The 21,150-nt window shown below is 72.1% G+C and carries 20 protein-coding genes; 18 read left to right on the forward strand and 2 right to left on the reverse strand.

What is annotated here, in order from left to right:
* Positions 1–6: 6 nt before the first annotated feature.
* On the forward strand, positions 7–3,807 hold the full coding sequence (locus tag ISP_RS09570; RefSeq protein WP_434088663.1) for an nSTAND1 domain-containing NTPase: 3,801 nt from the start codon (positions 7–9) through the stop codon (positions 3,805–3,807).
* A 210-nt stretch (positions 3,808–4,017) separates the two neighbouring features.
* Here ISP_RS09570 and ISP_RS09575 read toward each other — a convergent pair whose 3' ends face one another.
* On the reverse strand, positions 4,018–6,132 hold the full coding sequence (locus tag ISP_RS09575; protein ID WP_013223681.1) for a HelD family protein: 2,115 nt from the start codon (positions 6,130–6,132) through the stop codon (positions 4,018–4,020).
* A gap of 194 nt (positions 6,133–6,326) precedes the next feature.
* Here ISP_RS09575 and rsmD point away from each other — a divergent pair, with 194 nt between their 5' ends.
* The 14 genes from rsmD to ISP_RS09645 all read left to right on the forward strand — a co-directional run bounded on the left by rsmD (position 6,327) and on the right by ISP_RS09645 (position 17,145).
* Positions 6,327–6,887 carry a 16S rRNA (guanine(966)-N(2))-methyltransferase RsmD gene (rsmD, locus tag ISP_RS09580; RefSeq protein ID WP_014466716.1) on the forward strand — a complete coding sequence of 187 codons (561 nt, stop codon included), beginning with the start codon at positions 6,327–6,329 and terminating at the stop codon, positions 6,885–6,887.
* A gap of 43 nt (positions 6,888–6,930) precedes the next feature.
* Positions 6,931–7,416 carry a pantetheine-phosphate adenylyltransferase gene (gene coaD / locus ISP_RS09585; protein ID WP_013223683.1) on the forward strand — a complete coding sequence of 162 codons (486 nt, stop codon included), beginning with the start codon at positions 6,931–6,933 and terminating at the stop codon, positions 7,414–7,416.
* A gap of 141 nt (positions 7,417–7,557) precedes the next feature.
* Positions 7,558–8,250 carry a ribonuclease domain-containing protein gene (locus tag ISP_RS09590; RefSeq protein WP_013223684.1) on the forward strand — a complete coding sequence of 231 codons (693 nt, stop codon included), beginning with the start codon at positions 7,558–7,560 and terminating at the stop codon, positions 8,248–8,250.
* 63 nt (positions 8,251–8,313) lie between these two features.
* Entirely contained in the window at positions 8,314–8,814 is a 501-nt protein-coding gene (locus tag ISP_RS09595; protein ID WP_013223685.1) for a SigE family RNA polymerase sigma factor, read from the forward strand.
* Positions 8,814–9,485 (forward strand): hypothetical protein, encoded by a 672-nt coding sequence (locus tag ISP_RS09600; protein WP_013223686.1) that lies wholly within the window; start codon positions 8,814–8,816, stop codon positions 9,483–9,485. The genes ISP_RS09595 and ISP_RS09600 overlap by 1 nt, the downstream gene beginning before the upstream one ends.
* A gap of 112 nt (positions 9,486–9,597) precedes the next feature.
* The gene (locus ISP_RS09605; RefSeq protein WP_013223687.1) at positions 9,598–10,326 is read left to right on the forward strand and encodes a DivIVA domain-containing protein; all 729 of its coding nucleotides are present in this window, start codon (positions 9,598–9,600) and stop codon (positions 10,324–10,326) included.
* A 180-nt stretch (positions 10,327–10,506) separates the two neighbouring features.
* A complete protein-coding gene (locus ISP_RS09610; RefSeq protein WP_034284376.1) occupies positions 10,507–11,094 on the forward strand; it encodes a YceD family protein in 588 nt (195 codons plus the stop codon).
* 87 nt (positions 11,095–11,181) lie between these two features.
* Positions 11,182–11,364 carry a 50S ribosomal protein L32 gene (gene rpmF, locus ISP_RS09615; RefSeq protein ID WP_013223689.1) on the forward strand — a complete coding sequence of 61 codons (183 nt, stop codon included), beginning with the start codon at positions 11,182–11,184 and terminating at the stop codon, positions 11,362–11,364.
* 13 nt (positions 11,365–11,377) lie between these two features.
* Positions 11,378–12,127: a ribonuclease III gene (rnc, locus tag ISP_RS09620; RefSeq protein WP_176742189.1), complete on the forward strand. Its 750-nt coding sequence runs from the start codon at positions 11,378–11,380 to the stop codon at positions 12,125–12,127.
* Positions 12,128–12,214: 87 nt separating this feature from the next.
* Positions 12,215–13,570 (forward strand): polysaccharide lyase 6 family protein, encoded by a 1,356-nt coding sequence (locus ISP_RS09625; protein WP_013223691.1) that lies wholly within the window; start codon positions 12,215–12,217, stop codon positions 13,568–13,570.
* 58 nt (positions 13,571–13,628) lie between these two features.
* A complete protein-coding gene (gene mutM / locus ISP_RS09630; RefSeq protein ID WP_013223692.1) occupies positions 13,629–14,498 on the forward strand; it encodes a bifunctional DNA-formamidopyrimidine glycosylase/DNA-(apurinic or apyrimidinic site) lyase in 870 nt (289 codons plus the stop codon).
* Positions 14,499–14,556: 58 nt separating this feature from the next.
* Positions 14,557–14,991, forward strand: a complete 435-nt coding sequence (locus tag ISP_RS09635; protein ID WP_013223693.1) for a helix-turn-helix domain-containing protein — start codon at positions 14,557–14,559, stop codon at positions 14,989–14,991.
* 493 nt (positions 14,992–15,484) lie between these two features.
* Positions 15,485–15,970, forward strand: coding sequence for a hypothetical protein (locus ISP_RS09640; protein ID WP_013223694.1), 486 nt, complete (start codon positions 15,485–15,487; stop codon positions 15,968–15,970).
* A complete protein-coding gene (locus tag ISP_RS09645; protein WP_013223695.1) occupies positions 15,967–17,145 on the forward strand; it encodes an MAB_1171c family putative transporter in 1,179 nt (392 codons plus the stop codon). The genes ISP_RS09640 and ISP_RS09645 overlap by 4 nt, the downstream gene beginning before the upstream one ends.
* Positions 17,146–17,361: 216 nt before the next feature.
* On the opposite strand, the gene ISP_RS09650 is transcribed toward ISP_RS09645, so the two are convergent.
* Positions 17,362–18,264 (reverse strand): SMP-30/gluconolactonase/LRE family protein, encoded by a 903-nt coding sequence (locus ISP_RS09650; protein WP_013223696.1) that lies wholly within the window; start codon positions 18,262–18,264, stop codon positions 17,362–17,364.
* A gap of 97 nt (positions 18,265–18,361) precedes the next feature.
* On the opposite strand from ISP_RS09650, the gene ISP_RS09655 reads away from it, so the two are divergent.
* The 3 genes from ISP_RS09655 to ISP_RS09665 all read left to right on the forward strand — a co-directional run bounded on the left by ISP_RS09655 (position 18,362) and on the right by ISP_RS09665 (position 20,954).
* Positions 18,362–18,685 carry a PadR family transcriptional regulator gene (locus ISP_RS09655; RefSeq protein WP_013223697.1) on the forward strand — a complete coding sequence of 108 codons (324 nt, stop codon included), beginning with the start codon at positions 18,362–18,364 and terminating at the stop codon, positions 18,683–18,685.
* Positions 18,682–19,908 carry a DUF1700 domain-containing protein gene (locus ISP_RS09660; protein WP_013223698.1) on the forward strand — a complete coding sequence of 409 codons (1,227 nt, stop codon included), beginning with the start codon at positions 18,682–18,684 and terminating at the stop codon, positions 19,906–19,908. Before ISP_RS09655 ends, ISP_RS09660 begins: the two co-directional genes overlap by 4 nt.
* An 83-nt stretch (positions 19,909–19,991) precedes the next feature.
* Positions 19,992–20,954 (forward strand): alpha/beta fold hydrolase, encoded by a 963-nt coding sequence (locus tag ISP_RS09665; RefSeq protein ID WP_013223699.1) that lies wholly within the window; start codon positions 19,992–19,994, stop codon positions 20,952–20,954.
* Positions 20,955–21,150 lie beyond the last annotated feature (196 nt).

A 21,150-nucleotide genomic window follows, 5' to 3' on the forward strand; every position in this document is an offset into this window, starting at 1 on the left:
GACCGGGTGCCGCGTCCCGAGCGACCCTTGGATCCGGGGGACGATCTGCTGATCGAATTCGCCGCCGATCTCCGGCGGTTGCGCGAGAGCGCCGGAAATCCGACCTACCGCGAGCTCGGGCGGCGTGCGCACTACTCGGCGGGGACGCTCTCGGAAGCCGCCGGCGGGCGGAAACTCCCCAGCTTGGCGGTCACCCTGGCCTACGTACGGGCCTGTGGCGGGGTGCCGGGCGAATGGGAGGAACGCTGGCACGCCGTCGCCGAAGAGTCACGCGCGGTGCGTGCCGATTCACCGCCGGACTCCGAACCCGGCGAGATTCCGCCGTACGTCGGGCTGGCCGCTTTCACACCCGCCGACTCAGGGCGATTCTTCGGCCGGGAACGACTCGTCGAAAACCTTGTCGAACGCCTGGGGAGACAGCGTTTTCTCGCCGTCCTCGGCGCGTCCGGTTCGGGGAAGTCGTCCCTGCTGCGGGCCGGGCTGCTGCCTTCGGTGAAGGGGCCGGCCGTGCTGCTCACCCCCGGGCACCGCCCGCTGCAGGAGTGCGCGGTCAAGTTCGCCGCCGCGCTCGGCCTCGCGCCCGGGGCCCTGCTCGACGACTTCGCCGCGCACCCGCGCAACCTCGGCCTCTCCGCGCGTCAGCTGGCCGAGAGCGGGGAAGAAGACCTGGTGCTGGTCGTCGACCAGTTCGAAGAGGTCTTCACCCTCTGCCAGGACGACCAGGAGCGGGACCGCTTCCTCGACGCGCTCGTCAGCGCGACCACCGAACCCGGCAGCCGGACCCGGGTCGTCCTCGGCATCCGCACCGACTTCTACACCCACTGCGCGCGGCACGCCGAGCTCGCCGAGGCCATGCAGGACGCCCAGGTCCTGGTCGGCCCGATGACGACCGAGGAGCTCCGGCAGGCGATCTCGCGGCCCGCCGTCGACACCGGGTACCGCGTCGAGAACGCCCTGGTCTCCCGGCTCGTCGCCGATGCCACCGGCCAGCCCGGCGTGCTGCCGCTGCTTTCGCACGCGCTGCTGGAAACCTGGCGGCGCCGCCGCGGCACCACGCTGACCCTCGCCGGGTACGAGTCGACCGGCGGCATCGAGCGGGCCATCGCGCAGACGTCCGAAGGCACCTTCGCGAAGCTTTCCCCGCGGCAGCAGCGGCTGGCGCGGCAGATCTTCCTCCGCATGACCGCGCTCGGCGAGGGCACCGAAGACACCAAGCGGCGCATCTCCCGCGCCGAGCTCGACGCCGACGACACCGACGACACCGACACCGCCGTCGTCCTCGGCGAGCTGGCCGCGGCCCGGCTGGTCACCCTCGACGACACCGGCATCGAGATCGCCCACGAAGCCCTCATCCGCGGCTGGCCGCGGCTGCGCGAGTGGCTCACCGAAGACCGCGAAGGGCTGCGCGTCCACCGGCAGCTCACCGAGGCGACCGGCGCCTGGGAGTCCGTCGACGAGGATCCCGGCTGGCTCTACCGCGGCACCCGGCTGGCCATCGCGCGGGAATGGGCCGCGCGCCAGGACTTCGCGCTGTCGCGGCGCGAACGGCGGTTCCTCGACGCGAGCCTCGCCGTCGAACACGCCGAGGCGACCCGGGCCGCCGCACAGACCAGGAAACTGCGCCAGCTGGTCGCGCTGCTCGCCGTGCTGCTGGTCTTCGCGGTGGCTGCCACCGCCTACGCCGTGCGCGCCGAGTCGACGGCCACCGAGCAGCGCAACGACGCGCTCGCCCAGAAGGTCGCCGGCCAGGCGCTGGCCATGCGCGCCACCAACCCCGCGCTGGCCGCGCAGCTCGCGCTCGCCGCGTACCGGCTGGATCCCGGGGCGGACGAGCGCAGCGGCCTGCTCGGCATGTTCGGCACGCCGTACGCGACCCGGCTCACCGGGCACACCGGCCGGGTCAACACCGTCACCCTCCGCCCGGACGGGCGGGTCATCGCCACGGCCAGCTGGGACGGCACGGCCCGGCTCTGGGACGTCCACGACCCGCACCACCCGGTGCCGCTCGGCGTGCTCGCCGGGCACGACGGCAACGTGAACAACGTCGCCTTCGCCTCCGACGGCCGGACCGTCGCCACCGCGGGCTTCGACGGCACCGTCCGCGTCTGGGACGTCTCCGACCCGGCGCGGCCGGGGCCCGGCACCACGATCGAGCGGCACGAGGGCAAGGCCTACGCCGTGGCGTTCAGCCCGACCGCGCCGCTGCTCGCGACCGCCGACGTCAAGGGCACGATCCGACTCTACGACACCACCGACACCGCCCACCCGCGGCCGGCGGGGGAGCTGACCGGACACACTTCCTACGTCAACAACCTCGCCTTCAGCGGCGACGGCCGGCTGCTCGCCTCCGCGTCGGCCGACAAGACCGCGCGCGTCTGGGACGTCGCTTCGCGCAGCCAGCTCGGCGTCGCGGCCGGGCACACCGACGTCGTGCACTCGGTCGCGTTCAGCCCCGGCGCGCCCGTCCTCGCCACCGCGAGCCAGGACCAGACCGCGCGGCTGTGGGACATCGCCGACCCGGCCCACCCGGCGCCGCTGTCCTCGCTCACCACGCACAAGGCGATCGTGCGCTCGGTGGCGTTCACCGCCGACGGGCGCACGCTCGCCACCACCGGCTTCGACCGCACGGCCCGGCTGTGGGACGTCGCCGACCCGCGGCAGCCACGGGAACTGCAGTCGCTGCCCGGGCACATCGGCGCGGTCGTCTCCGCGGTGTTCACCCCCGACGGCCGGACGCTCGCCACCGCCAGCGACGACCAGTCCGTGCGGCTCTGGGACCTGCCCGGCCCGGCCATCCCCGCGCACCCGGCCCAGGCCTGCCACCTCGCTTTCGGCCCCGCGGGCAAGCTGCTGGTTTCCGGCGGCTACGACCAGACGGTGCGGCTGCACGACCGCACCGACCCCCGCGCTCCACGGACCTCGGCCACGATCGGCGGGTTCGGCGACGCGGTCTGCGGCGTCGCCGTCAGCCCGGACGGCCGGACCCTGGCCACCGGCAGCTGGGACCACACGATGACGCTGCGGGACATCACCGACCCGGCCGCGCCCGGGCCGCCGGTGGTGTTCAACCGGCTCCACGACGACGTCGACGCGGTCGTCTTCAGCCCGGACGGCCGGCTGCTCGCCACCGCGGGCGACGGCCACACGGCCCGGCTCTGGGACCTCGCCGACCGCACCCGGCCGGTGGAGATCGCGAAGCTCGAAGGCCACACCGACGACGTCCACGCGATCGCCTTCAGCCCCGACGGCCGCACGCTCGCCACCGCCGGCTGGGACCACACCGCGCGGCTGTGGGACATCTCGTCGCCCCGCGCCCCGCGGCCGCTCGCGAAGCTGACGGGGCACACCGACACGATCTTCTCGATCGCCTACAGTCCCGACGGAAAGCACGTCGCGACCGGCAGCGCCGACCGCATGGTGCGCCTGTGGGACGTCACGGACCCGGCGCACGTGCCGCCCCCGGAAGTGCTGGACGGCCACGCCGACCTGGTCATGTCGGTGTCCTTCAGCGGTGACGGCCGGACGCTGGCGTCCGGCAGCTACGACCGGACGATCCGGCTGTGGGACGTCGCGACGGCGAAGCCGTACGCGGTGCTGCCCGAGCAGCGCGACCGCGTCTACGCCGCGCAGTACGCCCCGGACGGCCACACCCTCGCCGGGGCGAGCGGCGACGGGACCGTACGGTTCTGGGAAGCCGATCCGGACCGGGCGGCCGAGCGGATCTGCGCGGCGGTGTCACCCCGGATCACCCCGGCCGAGTGGAGCGAAAGCTTCCCGGACCTCGATTACGCCCCACCCTGCCCCTGATCGGCGCGCGTTGTTGTTCGGCGTTGTTGTTCGGTGGGTGAGCGCGGACACCGAACAACCCGGATCGGCTAGACATGCCCTTGGACGCGCTCGTCCGACGACGTTCGTTTCACCGGGGGTCTGAAGGGCTCCTTCGAGGGCACGGGAACCCGCCTCCCGCCCCGCGAAGGGGCCCTTCAGCGTCTCGCGCCCCGAATCAGGCGCCCGGGCTCAGGCGGCCGGGATCCAGTCCGGGTTCGAGGCCAGCACGATCAGCTGCTGCGTCGCGCGGGTCAGCGCCACGTACAGCACCCGGCGGCCGGTCGTCGATTCGGTGATCAGGTCGACCGGCTCCACCAGCACCACCGCGTCGTACTCCAGGCCCTTCGAATCCAGGCTGCCCACGACCTTCAGCCGCTCGTCCGCCAGCCCCGGCAGCCAGCCCGCGACCTCCGGCACCCGGTCCATCGCCGTGATGACGCCGACCGTGCCCTCGACCGCGCCCAGCAGTTCCTTCACCGCCGCCTGCGTCGCCGCGGCCAGGCCGGCCGCCTCCACCGGGCGGACCTCCGGCTCCACGCCGGTGCGGCGGACCGCCACCGGCAGCTCACCGGACTCCGCGTGCCCGGCCACCACCTTCGCCGCCAGGTCGAAGATCTCCGCCGAGTTCCGGTAGTTCGTGCGCAGCGTGAACCGGCGCCGGGCCGTCTTGACGCCGAACGCCTGGTCCCGCGCCGAAGCCGCCTCCGCCGGGTCCGGCCACGAGCTCTGCACCGGGTCGCCGACCACCGTCCAGCTCGCGTACTTGCCGCGACGGCCCACCATCCGCCACTGCATCGGTGAAAGGTCCTGCGACTCGTCGACGACCACGTGCGAGTACTCGTCGTAGTGCTCCGGCCGCGTCGGCGCGCCGCCCGAGCGCTGCAGCTCGACCTCGATCACCTGGCGCCGCTTGCGCTTCGGCTCCGGCCCGATCAGGACGCGCAGCTCGTCCAGCAGCGCCACGTCCGCGATCGACCAGCCCCGCGACCGGTCCGCGAAGTCCGCGGCCAGCATCGAGATCTCCTGGCGGTTCAGGACGCCCTTCGCCGCCGAGGCCAGCCGCTTTTCGTCGGCCAGCCACTTGAGGATCTGCGCCGGGTACAGCACCGGCCACCACACGACGAGGAAGCGGTGGAAGTCGATCCGCTCGCCCAGGTCGGTGATCAGCTCGGCGCGGTCGAGCTGCCTGCCGTCGTCCTTCGCGTGCTCCTCGGCCTTCGCGGCGAGGGCGTCCAGCAGCATCTCGGCGGCCCGGATCCGCGACCGGTTCGGCGGCGCGCCCTGCGTGTGGGCCTTGCGGCGGACCTTCTCCAGCTCGCGCGCGTTCAGCTTCAGCACCTCGCCGCGGTAGACGATCCGCATCTCCTCCGGCGCTTCCGGCGGCGTGTCGCGCAGCGCGCGCAGCAGCACCTTCCGCATCCGCAGCGACCCCTTGACCGCGGCGAGCGGCGCCGCGTCCTGCCGCGTCGCCTCCAGCCCGTCGAGGACTTCGCCGAGCGCGCGCAGTTCGACGTTCGTTTCACCCATGGAGGGGAGGACCCGCGAGATGTAGCTGGTGAACACGCCCGACGGCCCGATGACCAGCACCCCGGCCCCGCCGAGCTGACGGCGGTAGCGGTAGAGCAGGTAGGCGGCGCGGTGCAGCGCGACCGCGGTCTTGCCGGTGCCCGGGCCGCCGGTGATCTCGGTGACGCCCCGCCACGGCGCCCGGATGACCTCGTCCTGCTCCTTCTGGATGGTCGCGACGATGTCGCGCATCTTCTCGCCGCGCGAGCGGCCCAGCGCGGCCATCAGCGCGCCCTCGCCGACGATCTGCATGTCTTCGGGGACGGCGTCGGCGATCAGGACGTCGTCGTCGACGTCGAGGACGTTCTGGCCCGAGCAGCGGATCACGCGCCGCCGCACGACGTCCATCGGCTCCTCGGCCGTGGCCTGGTAGAACGCCGCCGCGGCCGGCGCGCGCCAGTCCGTGACGAGGTTGTCGAACTCGGCGTCGCGGATGCCGAGCCGGCCGACGTAGGTGCGTTCCCCCTCGCGGTCGTCGAGCCTGCCGAAGACGAGGCCTTCGTACTCCGCGTCGAGCGTCTGCAGCGTCTGGTTGGCGTGGTGGACCATCATGTCGCGCTCGAACAGCATCGACGCCTGCTCGAAGATCGCCTCGCGCTGCGCTCCCTGGCCGATCTCGTAGCCCTTCGTACGCATCGCCTCGGCCTGGGCCTTCAGTTCGTCCAGACGGGTGTAAACGCGATCGACGTGGGCTTGTTCGATGGCGATCTCGGCCCGTCTGACCCGAGGTTCGGACACGCATGGCTCCTTGACAGCTTTTGGGATCGCCTCCGAGGGCGAAGAACGACTCTACGCGGTGGCCCGGGCGGGGACACCCGTGTCCCGGTCATCCGCGCCGCGTGCCGTCCCCAGGCGCTTGCGGGGGTCCGGGTGGCGGAGCCCCCGGCGTGGGGTGCGGGGCGCGGCCCCGCAGGGCACTGCACAATCGGGGGGTGACCAGGATCGTGGCCGGGACGGCGGGCGGGCGGCGGCTGAAGGTGCCGCCGAAGGGCACCCGGCCGACGTCGGAACGCGTGCGGGAAGCCCTGTTCAACGCCCTCGGGACGGCCGGCGAGCTGGACGGCGCCCGCGTCCTCGACCTCTACGCCGGGTCCGGCGCGCTCGGCCTGGAAGCCCTCTCCCGCGGCGCGGCGGACGCGCTGTTCGTGGAGTCCGACCGGCGCGCGGTGGAGGTCCTGCGCGGCAACGTCGCGGCGCTGGGGCTGGGCGGCACGGTCCGGGCCGGGCAGGTCGAGGCGGTGGTCGCGGCGCCCGCGCCCGCCTCGTTCGACCTCGTGCTCGCCGACCCGCCGTACGCCGTGGACGCGGCGGCGCTCGGCTCCGTCCTGGCGGCGCTGGCCGCGGGCGGCTGGCTGGGGTCGTCGGCCCTGGTGGTGATCGAGCGCGCAGCCCGTGACGGCGAGCCGGACTGGCCGCCGGGCTTCGAGCAGGCGCGCGCGAAGAAGTACGGCGACACGGCCGTCTTCTGGGCGGAGTACACGGCTGTGGCGTGAGCCACGCGGCGGAGACCGGGTCCGGCACGGTAGCGTCCGCGCCATGCGGCGTGCGGTCTGTCCCGGTTCCTACGACCCGGCCACCAACGGCCACCTCGACATCATCGAACGGGCGAGCGTGCTGTTCGACGAGGTCGTCGTCGCGGTGGGGGTGAACCGGACGAAGAAGGGGCTGTTCGAGGTCTCCGAACGGCTCGACATGCTCCGCGAAATCACCGCGAAGCTGCCGAACGTGCGGGTCGACTCCTGGGAGGGCCTGCTGGTCGACTACTGCCGCGACCACGACATCGCGGCGGTCGCCAAGGGCCTGCGCTCGGTCAGCGACTTCGACTACGAGCTGCAGATGGCGCAGATGAACCGCGAGCTCACCGGCGTCGAGACGCTGCTGATGGCCAACAACCCGGCGTACGGCTTCGTGTCCAGCTCGCTGGTCAAGGAGGTCGCCGCGCTCGGCGGCGACATCGAGCACCTCGTGCCGGCGATCGTCTACGAGCGGCTGTCGGAGAAGTTCCCCAAGCTCGGGCGCTGACCCGCCACCGAGTCCACATCGGACCCCGGGTGTCCGGTTCCCGTCGTTCGGCCCCGTCCGTTCGTCGGTACTTGGGCGCGGTGGTGCGGGAGTTCACGTCGACGTCTCCCGACGATCATCCGATCGAGTTACGGTCCGAAAATGGCCAACTACCGATCACGCCTGGTCGCGGTCCTCTTCGCGCTCCTCGCCACGCTGTTCGCCGGGGTCACCGCCGCCTCCGCGGCTTCCCCCGCCGTCGTCGCGCAGAACGCCTGCGGGAACCTCTCCGGCTACTCGCACACGACGCTCTCGGCGCTGCCGCCCGAAGCGACGACGACGTACCACCTGATCCAGACGGACGGGCCGTTCCCGTACCCGAAGAACGACGGCGTCGTCTTCGACAACCGCGAAGGCGTCCTCCCGGCCTGCGCGTCGGGCTACTACCACGAGTACACGGTGCCCACACCGGGCTCGAGCACCCGCGGCACGCGCCGCATCGTGACCGGCAGCGCCGGCGAGTACTTCTACACCGGCGACCACTACGCCACCTTCAAGGTCATCGACATCGGCGGCGGTACGACGCACGCCTGCGGTGACCTCTCGGGCCTGGCGAAGATCGGCTACTCGCAGCTGTCGTCGGCGGCCCGCACGGTCGTCGACGACGTCCGGAACGGCACCTCGGCGGGCACGACCTACGAGAACCGCGAAGGCGTGCTCCCGGCCTGCGCGTCCGGCTACTACAAGCTCTTCGCCGTCGGCACGAACGACCGCGTGATCTCCGGCAAGGCGGGCGAGCTGGCCTACACGCCCGACCACTACGCCACCTTCAAGCGGATCGACCTGAATTCCTGATCCGTGCAACGCGCCGCGCCCCCTCGTCCGTGAGATACACCGGAACGAGGACGAGGAGGCGCGATGCGGGCTGCGGACGACGCGGACTTCCGGGAGTTCGCCCGAGCGCGGGCTTTGACGCTGAGACGGACGGCGTACCTGCTGTGCGGCGACTGGCACCTCGCGGAGGACCTGGTCCAGAACGCCCTGCTCAAGCTGTACCGGGTCTGGCCGAAGATCACCCGGCGCGGGCCCGTCGACAACTACGCCCGGCAGGTCCTGCTGCGCTGCTGGCTCGACGAATCCCGGCGGCCGTGGCGGCGGCGCGAACGCCGTGACGGCGTCGTGCCGGACCAGCCCACTTCCTCGCCCGAGGCCGGGATTTCCGACCCGCTCCTGCGCGCCCTCGCCGAGGTTCCGCCGAAGCAGCGCGCCGCCGTCGTCCTCCGCTACTGCGCCGGCCTCCCGGCGGCGGAGGTCGCGGAGGTGCTGCGCTGCTCGGAGGGAACCGTCCGGAGCCAGGCCGCCCGCGGGCTCGAGACCCTCCGGGGCGTGCTCGAGCACAGTGCGGAGAGGAGCGCGTGATGCCCGAACTCGAAACCCGCCTGCGCGAGGTGGACGTCCCGGAACCGCCGCTCGGCTTCGACCCGGACGAGGTCGCCGACCGCGCCGCGCGGCACGCCCGGCGGCGGTCCGCCACGGTGCTCCTCACGGCCGTCGCGGCTCTGGCCGCGCTGTTCCCGACCACGGTGCGCGAACCGGTGGTGCCCGCGGCGGCGCCCGTGCCGTCCCTCGCCGAGCAGTCCCGGATCCGCCTGGCGCTCGCCGAAGCCGTCACCCGGGCGCTGCCCGGCGTCCACGACCTGATCCTGGGCCGGTCGTCCGCCGACAGCACCGGGCCGGCGCGGATGAGCGTGACGGCCGAGTTCGTCGACGCGGGCGGACGGCCCAGCACCTTCCAGCTGACCGTGCGCGGAGCGCGTGCCGCCCGGGAGGTCGTCCCGATCGACGGGCTGTGCACCTGGCCGGACCAGACTCCGCACTGCGTCAGGCTCCCGCTGCCCGGCGGCGGTGTCCTGGTGCTCTCCGAACTCGGGTACAAGGACGGGAACGGCACCTTCGTGCGCGTCGGCATCAACGGGTTCCTCTACCGCCCCGACGGTTCGACGGTGATCCTGACCGGCGGCCTGCGCTACCCGCTGAGCGAGGAGCAGGTCACGAAGGTGATCACCGATCCGGCCTTCGTGCTGCGCTAGCGACTTCGGCGCCGGGCGTGGCCGAGGGGGACACGCCCGGCGCCGTGGACCTTCACCGCTTCGGCGCCCGATGCGGGCAGACTGGACACAGCGACAGGGGATTGGAGTTGCCGTGTACCGGGTTTTCGAGGCGCTCGACGAGCTCGTCACGATCGTCGAGGAGGCGCGCGGCGTCCCGATGACGGCCAGCTGCGTCGTGCCCCGGGGTGATGTGCTCGAGCTCCTCGACGACGTCCGCGACGCACTGCCGGCGGAGATCGACGACGCCCAGGACGTCCTCGACAAGCGCGACGACCTGATCCACGCGGCCCGCAAGGAAGCGGGCGAGACGGTGGCGGGCGCGAACGCCGAGGCCGAGCGCGCGATCGCCGACGCGACGGACGAGGCGGAGCGCATCCTCGCCGACGCGCGGGCCCGGGCGGAGCAGATGCTCGCCGACGCGCACGACCAGGCCGACCGCACGGTGGCGGCGGGCCAGGCGGAGTACCAGAACCTCACGGACCGCTCCCGCGCCGAGTCCGAGCGCATGATCCAGGCCGGCCGCGACGCGTACGACCGGGCCATCGAAGACGGCCGCGCCGAGCAGGCGCGCCTGGTGGCCCAGACCGAGGTGGTCCAGGCGGCCCACGCGGAATCGGCCCGCATCGTGGACGAGGCCCACGCGGAGGCGGACCGCCAGCGAGCGGACTGCGACGCGTACGTGGACGGCAAGCTGGCGGAGTTCTCGGAGCTGCTGGCGACCACGCTGCGGACGGTCGATTCGGGCCGCAACCACCTGCGTTCGCCGGCGAACCTGCCGAGCTCGGGCGGCCGGCCGACCCTCTACGACTACCAGGTGTGACGAGCTTCTCAGCCGGCTGCTGCCGCTCGCTCCGGACGTCGCGAATGACTCATTCGGGACGTCCGAGGTCCCGAATGAGTCATTCGGGACCCTCCAGGGGCGACCCTCGGACCCGTCACCCGGCCCTGGTACGCCGTCCCAGCTCAAAACCGGTGGCGACCGGTGCGTACCCTGGACTGGATGTCCGAGAACAAGACCCCCCAGCTCGACGACCGCAGCCCGTGGGTGATCGACACCCGTGAGCTCGGCCGTCACGCCGGCCTCAGCCGCGCCCTCCAGCGCAGCGTGCCGGTGGAGACGCCGCTCGGCGTCCCCGATGTCATCACCATCGAAGCCGGCTCCGAGCTGGAACTCGACCTGCTCCTCGAGTCCGTCGTCGAAGGCGTCCTCGTCAGCGGTACCGCGAAAGCCCTGGCGAAGGGCACCTGCGCCCGCTGCCTCGACCCGCTGACCGAAGAGGTCGAGGTCGAGGTCCAGGAGCTGTTCGCCTACCCGGGGTCGGCCACCGAGGAGACCACGGACGAGGACGAGATCCCCCGGCTGATCGACGACCGGATCGACCTCGAGCCCATCGTCCGCGACGCCGTCGTGCTGGCCTTGCCGCTGGCGCCGCTGTGCACCGAAGACTGCGCCGGGCTCTGCATCGAGTGCGGCGTCAAGTGGGCCGATCTCGAGCCCGGACACGGGCATGAGAAGATAGACCCTCGGTGGGCCGCACTGGTCGAGCGCTTCGACGAAAATGCGGGCGAAAAGCCCGGGCCCAGCTGAACAAGAGCAAGCCAGACGAGCGTCCAGCTCGATCCGGTGAGAAAGTTCGCTCGCACCGCGAGCAGACCGTCATAAGGAGATCTACTCGTGGCCGTCCCGAAGCGGAAGATGTCGCGATCCAACACGCGCTCCCGCCGCAGCCAGTGGAAGGCGGCTCCGGTGCAGCTGGTGCCCTGCTCCAACCGCGCCTGCAAGCAGCCGAAGCTCCAGCACATCGCGTGCCCGTCGTGCGGCCAGCACAACGGCCGCCAGGTCGTCGAGCCCGCCTGATCGGGTAGCCGATATGGGGGGCAAGACGCCCGGGGGACCACCAGCCGATCCGGCGCCGTTGCTCGAAGCGCTCGGGGTCATCCTCGACCCCGAGCTGCTCCGGCTGTCGCTGACCCACCGTTCGTACGCGTACGAAAACGGGGGGCTGCCGCCGAACGAGCGGCTGGAATTCCTCGGTGACGCCGTGCTCGGCCTCGTCGTCACCGATCACCTCTACAACACGCATCCCGACCTGCCCGAAGGCCAGCTCGCGAAGCTCCGCGCCAGCGTCGTCAACATGCACGCACTGGCGCGGGTGGCGCGCGGGCTCGGCGAGGGCGGCCTCGGTGCGCACCTGCTGCTCGGCAAGGGCGAGGAGCTCACCGGCGGCCGGGACAAGGCGAGCATCCTCGCCGACGGGCTGGAGGCGGTGATCGGGGCCGTGTACCTCGAACACGGCATCGAGATCGCGCGCAAGCTCGTGCACCACCTCTTCGACGGCCTGCTCGCCGAAGCGCCGCTGCGCGGGGCCGGGCTCGACTGGAAGACGAGCCTGCAGGAGCTGACCGCGTCGGCCGGTCTCGGCGTGCCCGAGTACAAGGTCGAGGACACCGGACCGGACCACCGCAAGGAGTTCACGGCCACGGTGCTCGTCGCGGGCCGTCCCCTCGGCCACGGTGCCGGGTCGACGAAGAAGGAAGCCGAGCAGAAGGCCGCCGAGACGGCCTGGCGCTCGCTGTCCGCCGAAGTCGAGGCGCAGAAGAAGGCCGAACCGGAGTCCTGATCAGCGGGAACTCCGGTTGACGCTTTCCCGGAACGCTCAGTAGCGTGTGGACATCCGCCGCCCGAAGCTCACTGAGAGGTTTGGCGGATGCGTCTGTTCTTCGTCCCCTTGATCGCCGCGGCGCTCGTCGTCGTGCCCGGACCGGCGGCCTCGGCCGCGCAGGTCCGCGTCACTTCGCTGGCGGCGCTGCAGTCCGCAATGGACAAAGCGAACCCCGGCGACACGATCGTGCTGGCCGACGGCTCCTACTCCGCGGGCTCGACGCTGTCGATCAAGCGGTCCGGCACGTCCACCGCGCCCGTGACCGTCGCCGCGGAGCACACCGGCCAGGCGACCATCACCGGCTCGAAGACGTTCGCCTTCGCGAGCGGCGTCTCCAACGTGGTGCTGCGCGGCTTCAAGTTCCGGGGCAGTGCAAAGCTGAGCGTCCCGGCCGGCGCGTCGAACAACCGGCTGACCCGCAACGACTTCCAGCTCACCGCGGACGGCAACTGGGTGACGGTCAGCGGCGACGACACCGTGGTCGACCGCAACGTCTTCCAGAACCGCACCAGCCAGGGCGTGTTCCTGCAGATCCTCGGGCCGTCCGGCGCCATGGCGAAGCGCGTTCACGTGCACCACAACTACTTCTACAACCACCAGTTCAGCGGTTCCAACGGTGGTGAGTCGATCAGGCTGGGCCTCAGCGACCACCAGTCGTACACGGCCAACGCGCTGATCGAGAACAACCTGTTCGAGAAGGCCGACGGCGACAGCGAAGCGATTTCCGTCAAGTCGTCCGACAACGTGGTGCGGTACAACACGATCCGGGACAGCAGGGGCTACATCGTGCTGCGCCACGGCAACCGCAGCACCGTCGAGGGCAATGTGCTGTTCGGCTCCGGCATCCGGTTCCACGGCAACGACCACAAGATCGTCAACAACTACGTGGCGAACTCCGGCGGGCGGGCGATCGTGTTCGGTTCCGGCGACGAAGCCGACAGCGGTCCCACGAGCAAGCTGCACGACCGCCCGGACCGTGACACCGTCGCCTACAACACGGTGATCGGGTCCAGCAGTGTCATCGACGGCGACGGCGGGAACTTCAAGCCGAAGGACTGCGTGGTCGCGGACAACATCGTCGAGGGGACGTCGGGAACGCTCGTGACGCTGCCGAGCGGGTCGACGGTCAAGTACGAAGGCAACATCACCTCCGGCGGCACCGCGGGGATCCCGTCCCGGTCGGTGGATCCGAAGCTGGTCAAGGACGCGGCGGGGCTGTACCGGCTGGCTTCGGGCAGCCCGGCGATCGACGCGGGCGTGGGCTCGTACCCGTTCGCCGCGAAGGACTTCGACCTGCAGGCACGCGGCGGTGCTTACGACGTCGGCGCCGACGAGTACTTCGCGACGGGCGCGACGCGGGTCCCGCTGACGAAGGCGGACGTCGGCCCCAGCGCTCCGTAGCGGCGGCGTCGGGCGGCGTCGGTCAAAAAGTGTCGTACCCGCCGGGCACAATGGCCGTATGCCCGAACTTCCCGAGGTCGAAGTCGTCCGCCTGGGCCTGCAGGTGCACGTCGCGGGGCGGACCATCCGCGAGGCGGAGGTCCTGCACCCGCGCGCCATCCGCCGGCACGCCCTGGGCGCGGAGGACTTCACGCAGCGGCTCGCCGGCACCCGCGTCGAGGCGGCGCGGCGCCGGGGCAAGTACCTGTGGCTGGAGCTGTCCGACAAGGAAGCGCTGCTGGCCCACCTCGGCATGAGCGGGCAGATGCTCGTCCAGCCGGAGGGCGCGCCCGACGAGAAGCACCTGCGGGTGCGCCTGCGCTTCGAGGACGACGGGCCGGAGCTGCGGTTCGTCGACCAGCGGACGTTCGGCGGCCTGGCGCTCGACGACCTCAGTGATATCGGCAGCGAGGTCCTGCTCCCGGACACGATCGCGCACATCGCCCGCGACCCGATGGACCCGGAGTTCGACCTCGACGCGGCGGTGCGCGCGCTGCGGTCGCGGCGCACCGAGGTCAAGCGGGCGCTGCTCGACCAGACGCTCGTGTCGGGCATCGGCAACATCTACGCGGACGAAGCCTTGTGGCGCGCCCGCCTGCACTGGGCTCGGCCGACCGAAAAGCTGACCATGGCGAAGGGCCGCGAACTGCTGTCCGCGGCGTCGGACGTGATGAACGCGGCGCTGGGCGCGGGCGGCACGTCGTTCGATGCGCTGTACGTGAACGTCAACGGGCAATCGGGGTACTTCGACCGGTCGCTGGACGCGTACGGCCAGGAAGGGATGCCGTGCCACCGGTGCGGCACGGCGATCCGGCGGGAGCCGTTCATGAACCGGTCGTCGTTCTCGTGCCCGCGGTGCCAGCCGCGGCCGAGGGCGAACTCGGGTTGATAAAGGGGGTTCACCTTTCAGCTAGGATGAATACGCCTGGTAGCTGAGGGAGTGCATCGTGGTCAAGGAGCCCGGAAAGTCGACGCTGGCCGACAAGATCGACCGGCTGTTCCACGTGGTCCGCAGGCCCGATCGGGAGCCGTACAGCAACGAAGAGGTCGCCAAGGCCTGCCGCGAAGCGACGGGCGAGAGCTTTTCGACGACGTACCTGTGGCAGCTGCGCACGGGCCGCCGCGACAACCCGACCAAGCGGCACCTCGAGGCACTGGCGCAGTTCTTCGGAGTCCCCCCGGCGTACTTCTTCGACGACGAGCAGAGCCGGAAGATCGCGGAGGAGCTGGCCCTGCTGGGCGCCCTGCGCGACGCGGGGGTCCGGGATCTGGCGTTGCGCGCGGTGACGTTGTCCTCGGACGGCCTGGACACGATCAGCGACATGATCGACGCGATCGCCCGGAGGGAGGCCGGCCGCGGCGGCCCGAAGAAGGAGAGCTGAGGGCAGCGGTTTTCGCAGCCGGCGGACCGGACATCGTCTCGGCGTCCACCCGAGGCTGCGGGAAGTCGTGGCGCGGGCGTGCTCGGGTGGCATCGCGTCCGACTGCCGCGAGGGGAGTGTTGCCGTGTGTTGCTGGTGCGGGCGGGCGTGCTCGCGTGGCATCGCCCCTGGCCGCTCGCCCTCGCCGCCGTGAGTCGCCGTTGCCGGTTCGCGGCCGCGGAGGAGCCGCATCTCACCTCCGCGGGCCGTGGCCCGGGTGCGCCGGGTATCGTCGCCAATCGTCGTTCCGGCCGCCGGGCCGCCTGCGGGGCACCGTCTTCCGCGTCCGCGCGTCGGATTGTTCGACGGCCGCGCAACCACGGGCGCTCTGCCGCGTTGATCCGGCTGGAACCGTCCGCGGCGTGGTGAAGGAGGGCTGAGGGTGGCGCGACCAGGGTGGCGGCGGCAACCGGCCCGCTCGCTGTGGCGGCGGGCCCGTCAGGTCGCCGATGGCGTGAGCCTGCCCGAACCGTTCGACGCCGAGGACTTCGTCGCGGGCCTGGCCGCCGAGCGCGGGCGGCCCATCGAACTCATGCCGGTCAGCGCGCCCCAAGGCGCGCCGTGCGGGTTGCTGATGAGCACCGAACGCGCCGACTACATCCTCTACCCGACCGACACGACCGCGCTGCACCGGCGGCACATCCTGCTGCACGAGGTCGGGCACCTGCTGTGCGGCCACGTCGGCGCCGACGCCGGTGCCGACGGCGTCGCCATCGATGCCGCGGCCGGACGGCAGCTCATGCCGAACCTCTCGCCCGAGCTCGTCCGGCGCGTGCTCGGGCGCACCACCTACTCGGAGGTCGAGGAGCGCGAAGCCGAGCTCGTCGCGAGCCTGCTCGCCCAACGAGTCGTCCGGCCCGCGGAGCCGCGCGACCCCGCGCCCGGCGTCCCGGAAGGCGTGCGGCGCTTCGATTCCTTGTTCGGCCGCCGCGCGCCGTGATCGAAACCCTCGCCTACTACCTCTGCACGGCGGGCTTCGCCGGGTTCGGGTACAAGCTGATCGAGGCACGCCGCAGCCAGCCGGTGCGCACGATGTGGTTCCTCGCCGGCTTCGGCACCTGCATCGCCGCCGGCATCCTCGTGCTGACGCCGGCGATGTCGGCACTGGCCGGCCCGGGCCCGGTGGCCGAGTGGGTCCTGAACCTGGCCGGCGACGAGCTGAAGCTGGGCGCGATCGGGTTCGCGGTCGCCTTCACGCAGTCGGTGTGGCGCGGCGACGGCGCCCGGCTCGCCCCGCACGCGCTGTTCACCGCGGCGACGATGGTGCTGCTCGCGGCGTGCTTCGCGCTTTCCGAACCGCGGCGCGTGGGCGACGACACGATCTTTTCGGACGCCGCCCTGCCGTTCGCCGTGGGCGACAAGGTGCTGTTCCTGGTGTACAGCCTGATCAGCCTCGGCCTGCTGCTCGCGGTGTTCGTCCGCAGCGCGTGGCACGCGGAGCCGGGACCGCTGCGCGCCGGCCTGTGGTTGCTGGTCGTCGGCGTGGGCGCGGCGGCGGCGTGGACGTTCTGGGACGTCGACGACGTCGTGCAGCTGGCCCGGACGGGGCGGATCGGCGCCCGCGAGGACCTGCCGTCCTCGGTGCTCGCGGCCGTGACGATCGTCTTCGTGGCGGCGGGGGCCACGCTCAGCGCGTGGTCACCGGCGGTGTCGTCGGTGGTCGGCCGGGTCCGGGCGTACCGGGCGTACCGCCGCATCGAGCCGCTGTGGACGGCGTTGCGCACGGCGGTCCCGGGCATCGCCCTCGACCCGGGCCGCAAACTGGCGGGCGGCGCGGAGTTCGCGCTGTACCGCAGGGTCATCGAAATCCGCGACGGCCACCTGGCGCTGCGAGCCCACTTCGACCCGGACCTCCCGGCCCGGGCGGAGGCGGCGGCGCGCCGGGCGGGAGTCCGCGAGGCCGAGGTGGCGGCGACGGTGGAAGCGGTAACCCTGGCAGCGGCGATCGAGGCGGGCCGCGCGGGCCGCCGCTTCGCCCGCGAACCCGACCACCCGGCGGAACCGGACACGGCAGCGGACGTGGCCACCGAGGCGGCTTGGCTGGTCCAGGTGAGCCGGGCCTGGCGCCGCCGCGACGCGGTGGTGGAGCGGGTGGAGGCGGCCACGCCCGGCTAGCCACCGCGAACGGCTCGCCCCGGCGCCCGGCTCGTCGCCGCGGCGCTCGGACCCGCTGCCTGCGGCGCCCGGCTCGCTGTGGCGCTCGGACCACTGCCTGCGGCGCCCGGCTCGCTGCGGCGTCCGGACCCGCTGCCTGCGGCGCCCGGCTCGCCGCGGCGCCCAGACCACTGCCGACGGCGCACCCGGCGTTCCCCCGCCGTCTCCCCAGCGGCCTCAGCGCGGGTAGCGGGCGCCGTTCACCGTCACCCTCAAGGTGTACAGCGAGCTCGAAGCCGTGATGAACAGCTCGTTCCCCCGTGCGCCGCCGAACGTGAAGTTCGAACACACCTCCGGGATCCGCAGCTTGCCGATCCTCGTTCCGTCCGAAGCGAAACAGTGCAGACCGTCGTGGGCCGCCGCCCAGACCTGGCCCTCGCTGTCCACCCGCACGCCGTCGAAGCCGCCGCTGTCGCTCGTTGCGAAGATCTCGCCGCCCGTGAGCTTTCCGTTGCCCGCCACGGAAAACACCCTGATGTGGCTCGGGTCCTGGCGCGTGTCCGCGATGTACAACCGCGATTCGTCCGCCGAAAACGCCAGCCCGTTCGGCCGGCTGAAGTCGTCCGCGACGATCGTCACCGAGCCGTCCGGGGCCGCGCGGTACACGTGGCAGGCGCCGATCTCGCTCTCGGCTCGGTACCCCTCGTAATCGCTGTCGATCCCGTAACTCGGGTCGGTGAACCAGATTGACCCGTCCGAGTGCTCGACGACGTCGTTCGGGCTGTTCAGCCGCTTCCCCCGGTACTCCGACGCCAGCACCGTGATCGAGCCGTCGTGCTCGGTGCGCGTCACGCGGCGCGGACCCTGCTCGCAGCTGATCAACCGGCCCTGGCGGTCCACCGTGTGGCCGTTCGCGTACCGGGACGGCTGACGGAACACGCCGACCCGGCCCGTCGTCTCGTCCCAGCGCAGCGTGCGGTCGTTCGGGATGTCGCTGAACACCAGGTAGCGGCCGGCCGGGAAGTACGCCGGACCCTCCGTCCAGCGGCAGCCCGTGTGCAGGCGCTGCGTCCACTCGTCGCCGTTGACGCGCGCGAACCGCTCGTCCAGCAGCTGGAAGTCCGTCTTGACCACGTCCATGGACGAAGTAGATCGCACCGCCACGCCGATGGCCCTCCGCCGTGCACACTACTGCGCTATGCGTGGTACCTTCCCAAGCGTAAGACTGGAGGGTGCAGTGGAGATCAGTCAGCTGCTCAAGGGCGTGCTCGATCTCGCCGTTCTCGCGGTGCTCCGCGACGAAGACGGCTACGGGTACGACGTACTGAGAAGACTCCGGGCCGCCGGCCTGGACGAGGTGGGGGACGCGTCGGTGTACGGGACGTTGCGCAGGCTCTACAAGGCCGGCCTGCTGACTTCGTACGTGGTACCCAGCGAAGAGGGACCGCACCGCAAGTACTACAGCCTGAACGAACCGGGCCGGGTCCGGCTGGCGGAGTCCGGCAAGACGTGGCAGAGCTTCGCATCGACGATGAACGCGCTTTTGGGAGAGGCAGCATGAGCGACAAGCCGACCGCCGTGCGGGTGTATCTGGCGCGGGTCCGGACCGCGCTCGCCGACCTGCCCGCGAGCGAGATCGAAGAGATCCTCGAGGACGTCCGCCCGCACCTGGCCGAATTGGAGGCCGAACTGGGGGAGGGCGCCCGCGTCGAGGCCCTGATCGAACGGCTCGGCTCGCCGGAGAGCTACGCCGCCGAACTGCGCGCGTCCGGCGGGTACCCGGCGCCGGGGGAGGGCGGCACGCAGGTGCTCGCGACGGCCGGGACCGGCCTGGTGAAGCCGCGGATCGCGTTGTGGGGCCTGGTGTTCTGCTCGCTGGGGCTCGCCCTGCTCGCGTTCAGCGCCACCGTCTCCCGCAGCCTCGACGCCTTCGGCGGCCTGCTCCTGTTCGCGCCGGTCTTCTTCGTCAGCCTGACGCTGCTGCTGCGCGGCGGGGTCGAGCCGGTGCTGGCGCTGCCCGAGGTGGGGTGGCTGCGTGCCACGATGGCGAAGGGACGCGAGCAGCAGGACACCGGCAAGTTCCTGCGCTACGCCGGTTCGCTCAAGCCGGCGTGGTGGGTGGTGTGCGCCGTCGTGCTGGTCTCGTTCGGGCTGCTGCTCATGCTGCGGCACCGGAGTGCGGTGCTGCTGCTGCCGCTCCTGGTCCTCGGGGCCGTCGGGGCGCTGTGGGCGGGCCCGCGGGTCCGCACCGACCGGCGGCTGCTGTGGATGGCGGTGCCGATCTCGGCGTTCGTCATCGGTGGTGCCCTCGGCGGGTTCAGCGTCGCGATCGACCTGGTCTCCCGCGGGACCGCCTACTCGGGCCCGACGTCGTACTCCCCGTCTTCGGTCGACCACTACGGCAACGACCAGCTGACCTACGGCGGCCGTGAGGTCGAGAACGTCTACGCCTTCGACGCCGAGGGCAAGCCGCTGACCGAGGTCTACCTGTACGACGAAGAGGGCAGGCCGCTCACGCTGACCCGCTACGCCTGCGAACCCGCGACCGGCGGCACGCGCAAGCTCGGCGAGGACAACCGGTTCCCCCGGCCGAAGATCGAGCAGGGGGTCACGGACGACCGGGGCAATTACAACGGCTACAACGGCTACCGCGGCGCCTGCCGCGAGCTCGCCGGCGTGCCGTTCAGCGCCGCGATCCCGAAGGTGACGGTGCCGGCCGCGACCACCACGCCGTCGACGTCACCGACGCCGACACCGACACCGACACCGACACCGACCAGGTAAGCGGCCGGGGCCGCTCGGGCGCGTTCACCCGTTCCGAACGCGCCCGAAACGCCGGGCGAACGTGAGCGTGCTGAGCTGGGCGGGTGACGCCACGCACGGACAGTCTCGCCCCGCACACCCGGGTCGTCCACGGGTACGAGCGCGCCTACCGGATGGCCGGAAGCGGGCCGGCCCTGCTCTTCCTGCACGGCATCGGCGACGACTCGTCGACCTGGCTGGACCTGCTGGCGTCGCTGTCGGCCGATTTCACGGTGATCGCGCCCGACCTGCTCGGCCACGGCTCTTCGGCCAAGCCGCGCGCGGACTACTCGGTCGCGGCCTACGCGTGCGGCATGCGCGACCTGCTGACCACCCTCGACGTCGACCGGGTGACGGTGGTCGGGCACTCGCTCGGCGGCGGGGTTGCGATGCAGTTCGCCTACCAGTTCCCGGAACGGTGCGAACGGCTCGTGCTGGTCGGCTCGGGTGGGGTCGGGGCGGGCGTCCACCCGCTGCTGCGGCTGGCCGCGGCACCGGGGGCGGGGCTGGTGCTGCCGCTGCTGGGGACGCCGCCCGCGGTGGCGGCGCTGCGCGGGTTCGCCGGGCTGCTGCGGCTCTTCGACGACGCCGATCTCGACTACGTGCTGACCCGGTACGCGCGGCTGGTCGAGCCGGGCACGCGCTCGGCGTTCCTGCGGACGCTGCGCTCGGTCGTCGACTGGCGTGGGCAGGTGGTCAACATGCTGGATCGGTGCTACCTGACCGAGGGCATCCCGACGCTGCTGATCTGGGGCACGGAGGACCGGGTGGTGCCGAGCGGCCACGCGCTGCGTGCGCACCGGGCGATGCCGGGCAGCAGGCTGGTCCTCTTCGAGGGCGCGGGCCACTTCCCGCACCGGGCGGACCCGGAGCGGTTCCTGGAGATCCTGCGGGAGTTCCTGGCGACAACGCCACCGGCGCGGTACGACCGGGCGCGGTGGGGGAAGCTGCTCCGCGCGGGCCGTCCGGCGGAAGCTCCCGAGACGGCGGGGGTGCCGGACGTGCCGACGGTGTCGTCCGGGACTTGAGCGGGACCCGCGGCAAGCTGCTGCGCGCGGGCCGTCCGGCGGAGACTCCCGAGCCGGCGGGGATCTCGGCCGTGTGGTCGGGCACCTGAGCAGCCCCCGTTTTCCACGCTACCGGCGGGCACCGACAGTTCCGGGGCAGCCGGCGGAGTTGTCCCCAGGCACGACGAAGGCCGCCTCCCGGGGGAGGCGGCCTTCT

Origin of the sequence: Amycolatopsis mediterranei (genome assembly GCF_026017845.1) — a bacterium.
In the GTDB taxonomy this organism is placed as follows: Bacteria; Actinomycetota; Actinomycetes; order Mycobacteriales; family Pseudonocardiaceae; genus Amycolatopsis; species Amycolatopsis mediterranei.

What these genes read in the sequence shown, in the direction of transcription:
- coaD (WP_013223683.1), top strand. Translation starts at nt 6,931, where the DNA reads ATGCGGCGTGCGGTCTGTCCCGGTTCCTACGACCCGGCCACCAACGGC.
- ISP_RS09590 (WP_013223684.1), top strand. Translation starts at nt 7,558, where the DNA reads ATGGCCAACTACCGATCACGCCTGGTCGCGGTCCTCTTCGCGCTCCTC.
- ISP_RS09595 (WP_013223685.1), top strand. Translation starts at nt 8,314, where the DNA reads ATGCGGGCTGCGGACGACGCGGACTTCCGGGAGTTCGCCCGAGCGCGG.
- ISP_RS09600 (WP_013223686.1), top strand. Translation starts at nt 8,814, where the DNA reads ATGCCCGAACTCGAAACCCGCCTGCGCGAGGTGGACGTCCCGGAACCG.
- ISP_RS09610 (WP_034284376.1), top strand. Translation starts at nt 10,507, where the DNA reads ATGTCCGAGAACAAGACCCCCCAGCTCGACGACCGCAGCCCGTGGGTG.
- rnc (WP_176742189.1), top strand. Translation starts at nt 11,378, where the DNA reads ATGGGGGGCAAGACGCCCGGGGGACCACCAGCCGATCCGGCGCCGTTG.
- ISP_RS09625 (WP_013223691.1), top strand. Translation starts at nt 12,215, where the DNA reads ATGCGTCTGTTCTTCGTCCCCTTGATCGCCGCGGCGCTCGTCGTCGTG.
- mutM (WP_013223692.1), top strand. Translation starts at nt 13,629, where the DNA reads ATGCCCGAACTTCCCGAGGTCGAAGTCGTCCGCCTGGGCCTGCAGGTG.
- ISP_RS09650 (WP_013223696.1), bottom strand. Translation starts at nt 18,264, where the DNA reads ATGGACGTGGTCAAGACGGACTTCCAGCTGCTGGACGAGCGGTTCGCG.
- ISP_RS09660 (WP_013223698.1), top strand. Translation starts at nt 18,682, where the DNA reads ATGAGCGACAAGCCGACCGCCGTGCGGGTGTATCTGGCGCGGGTCCGG.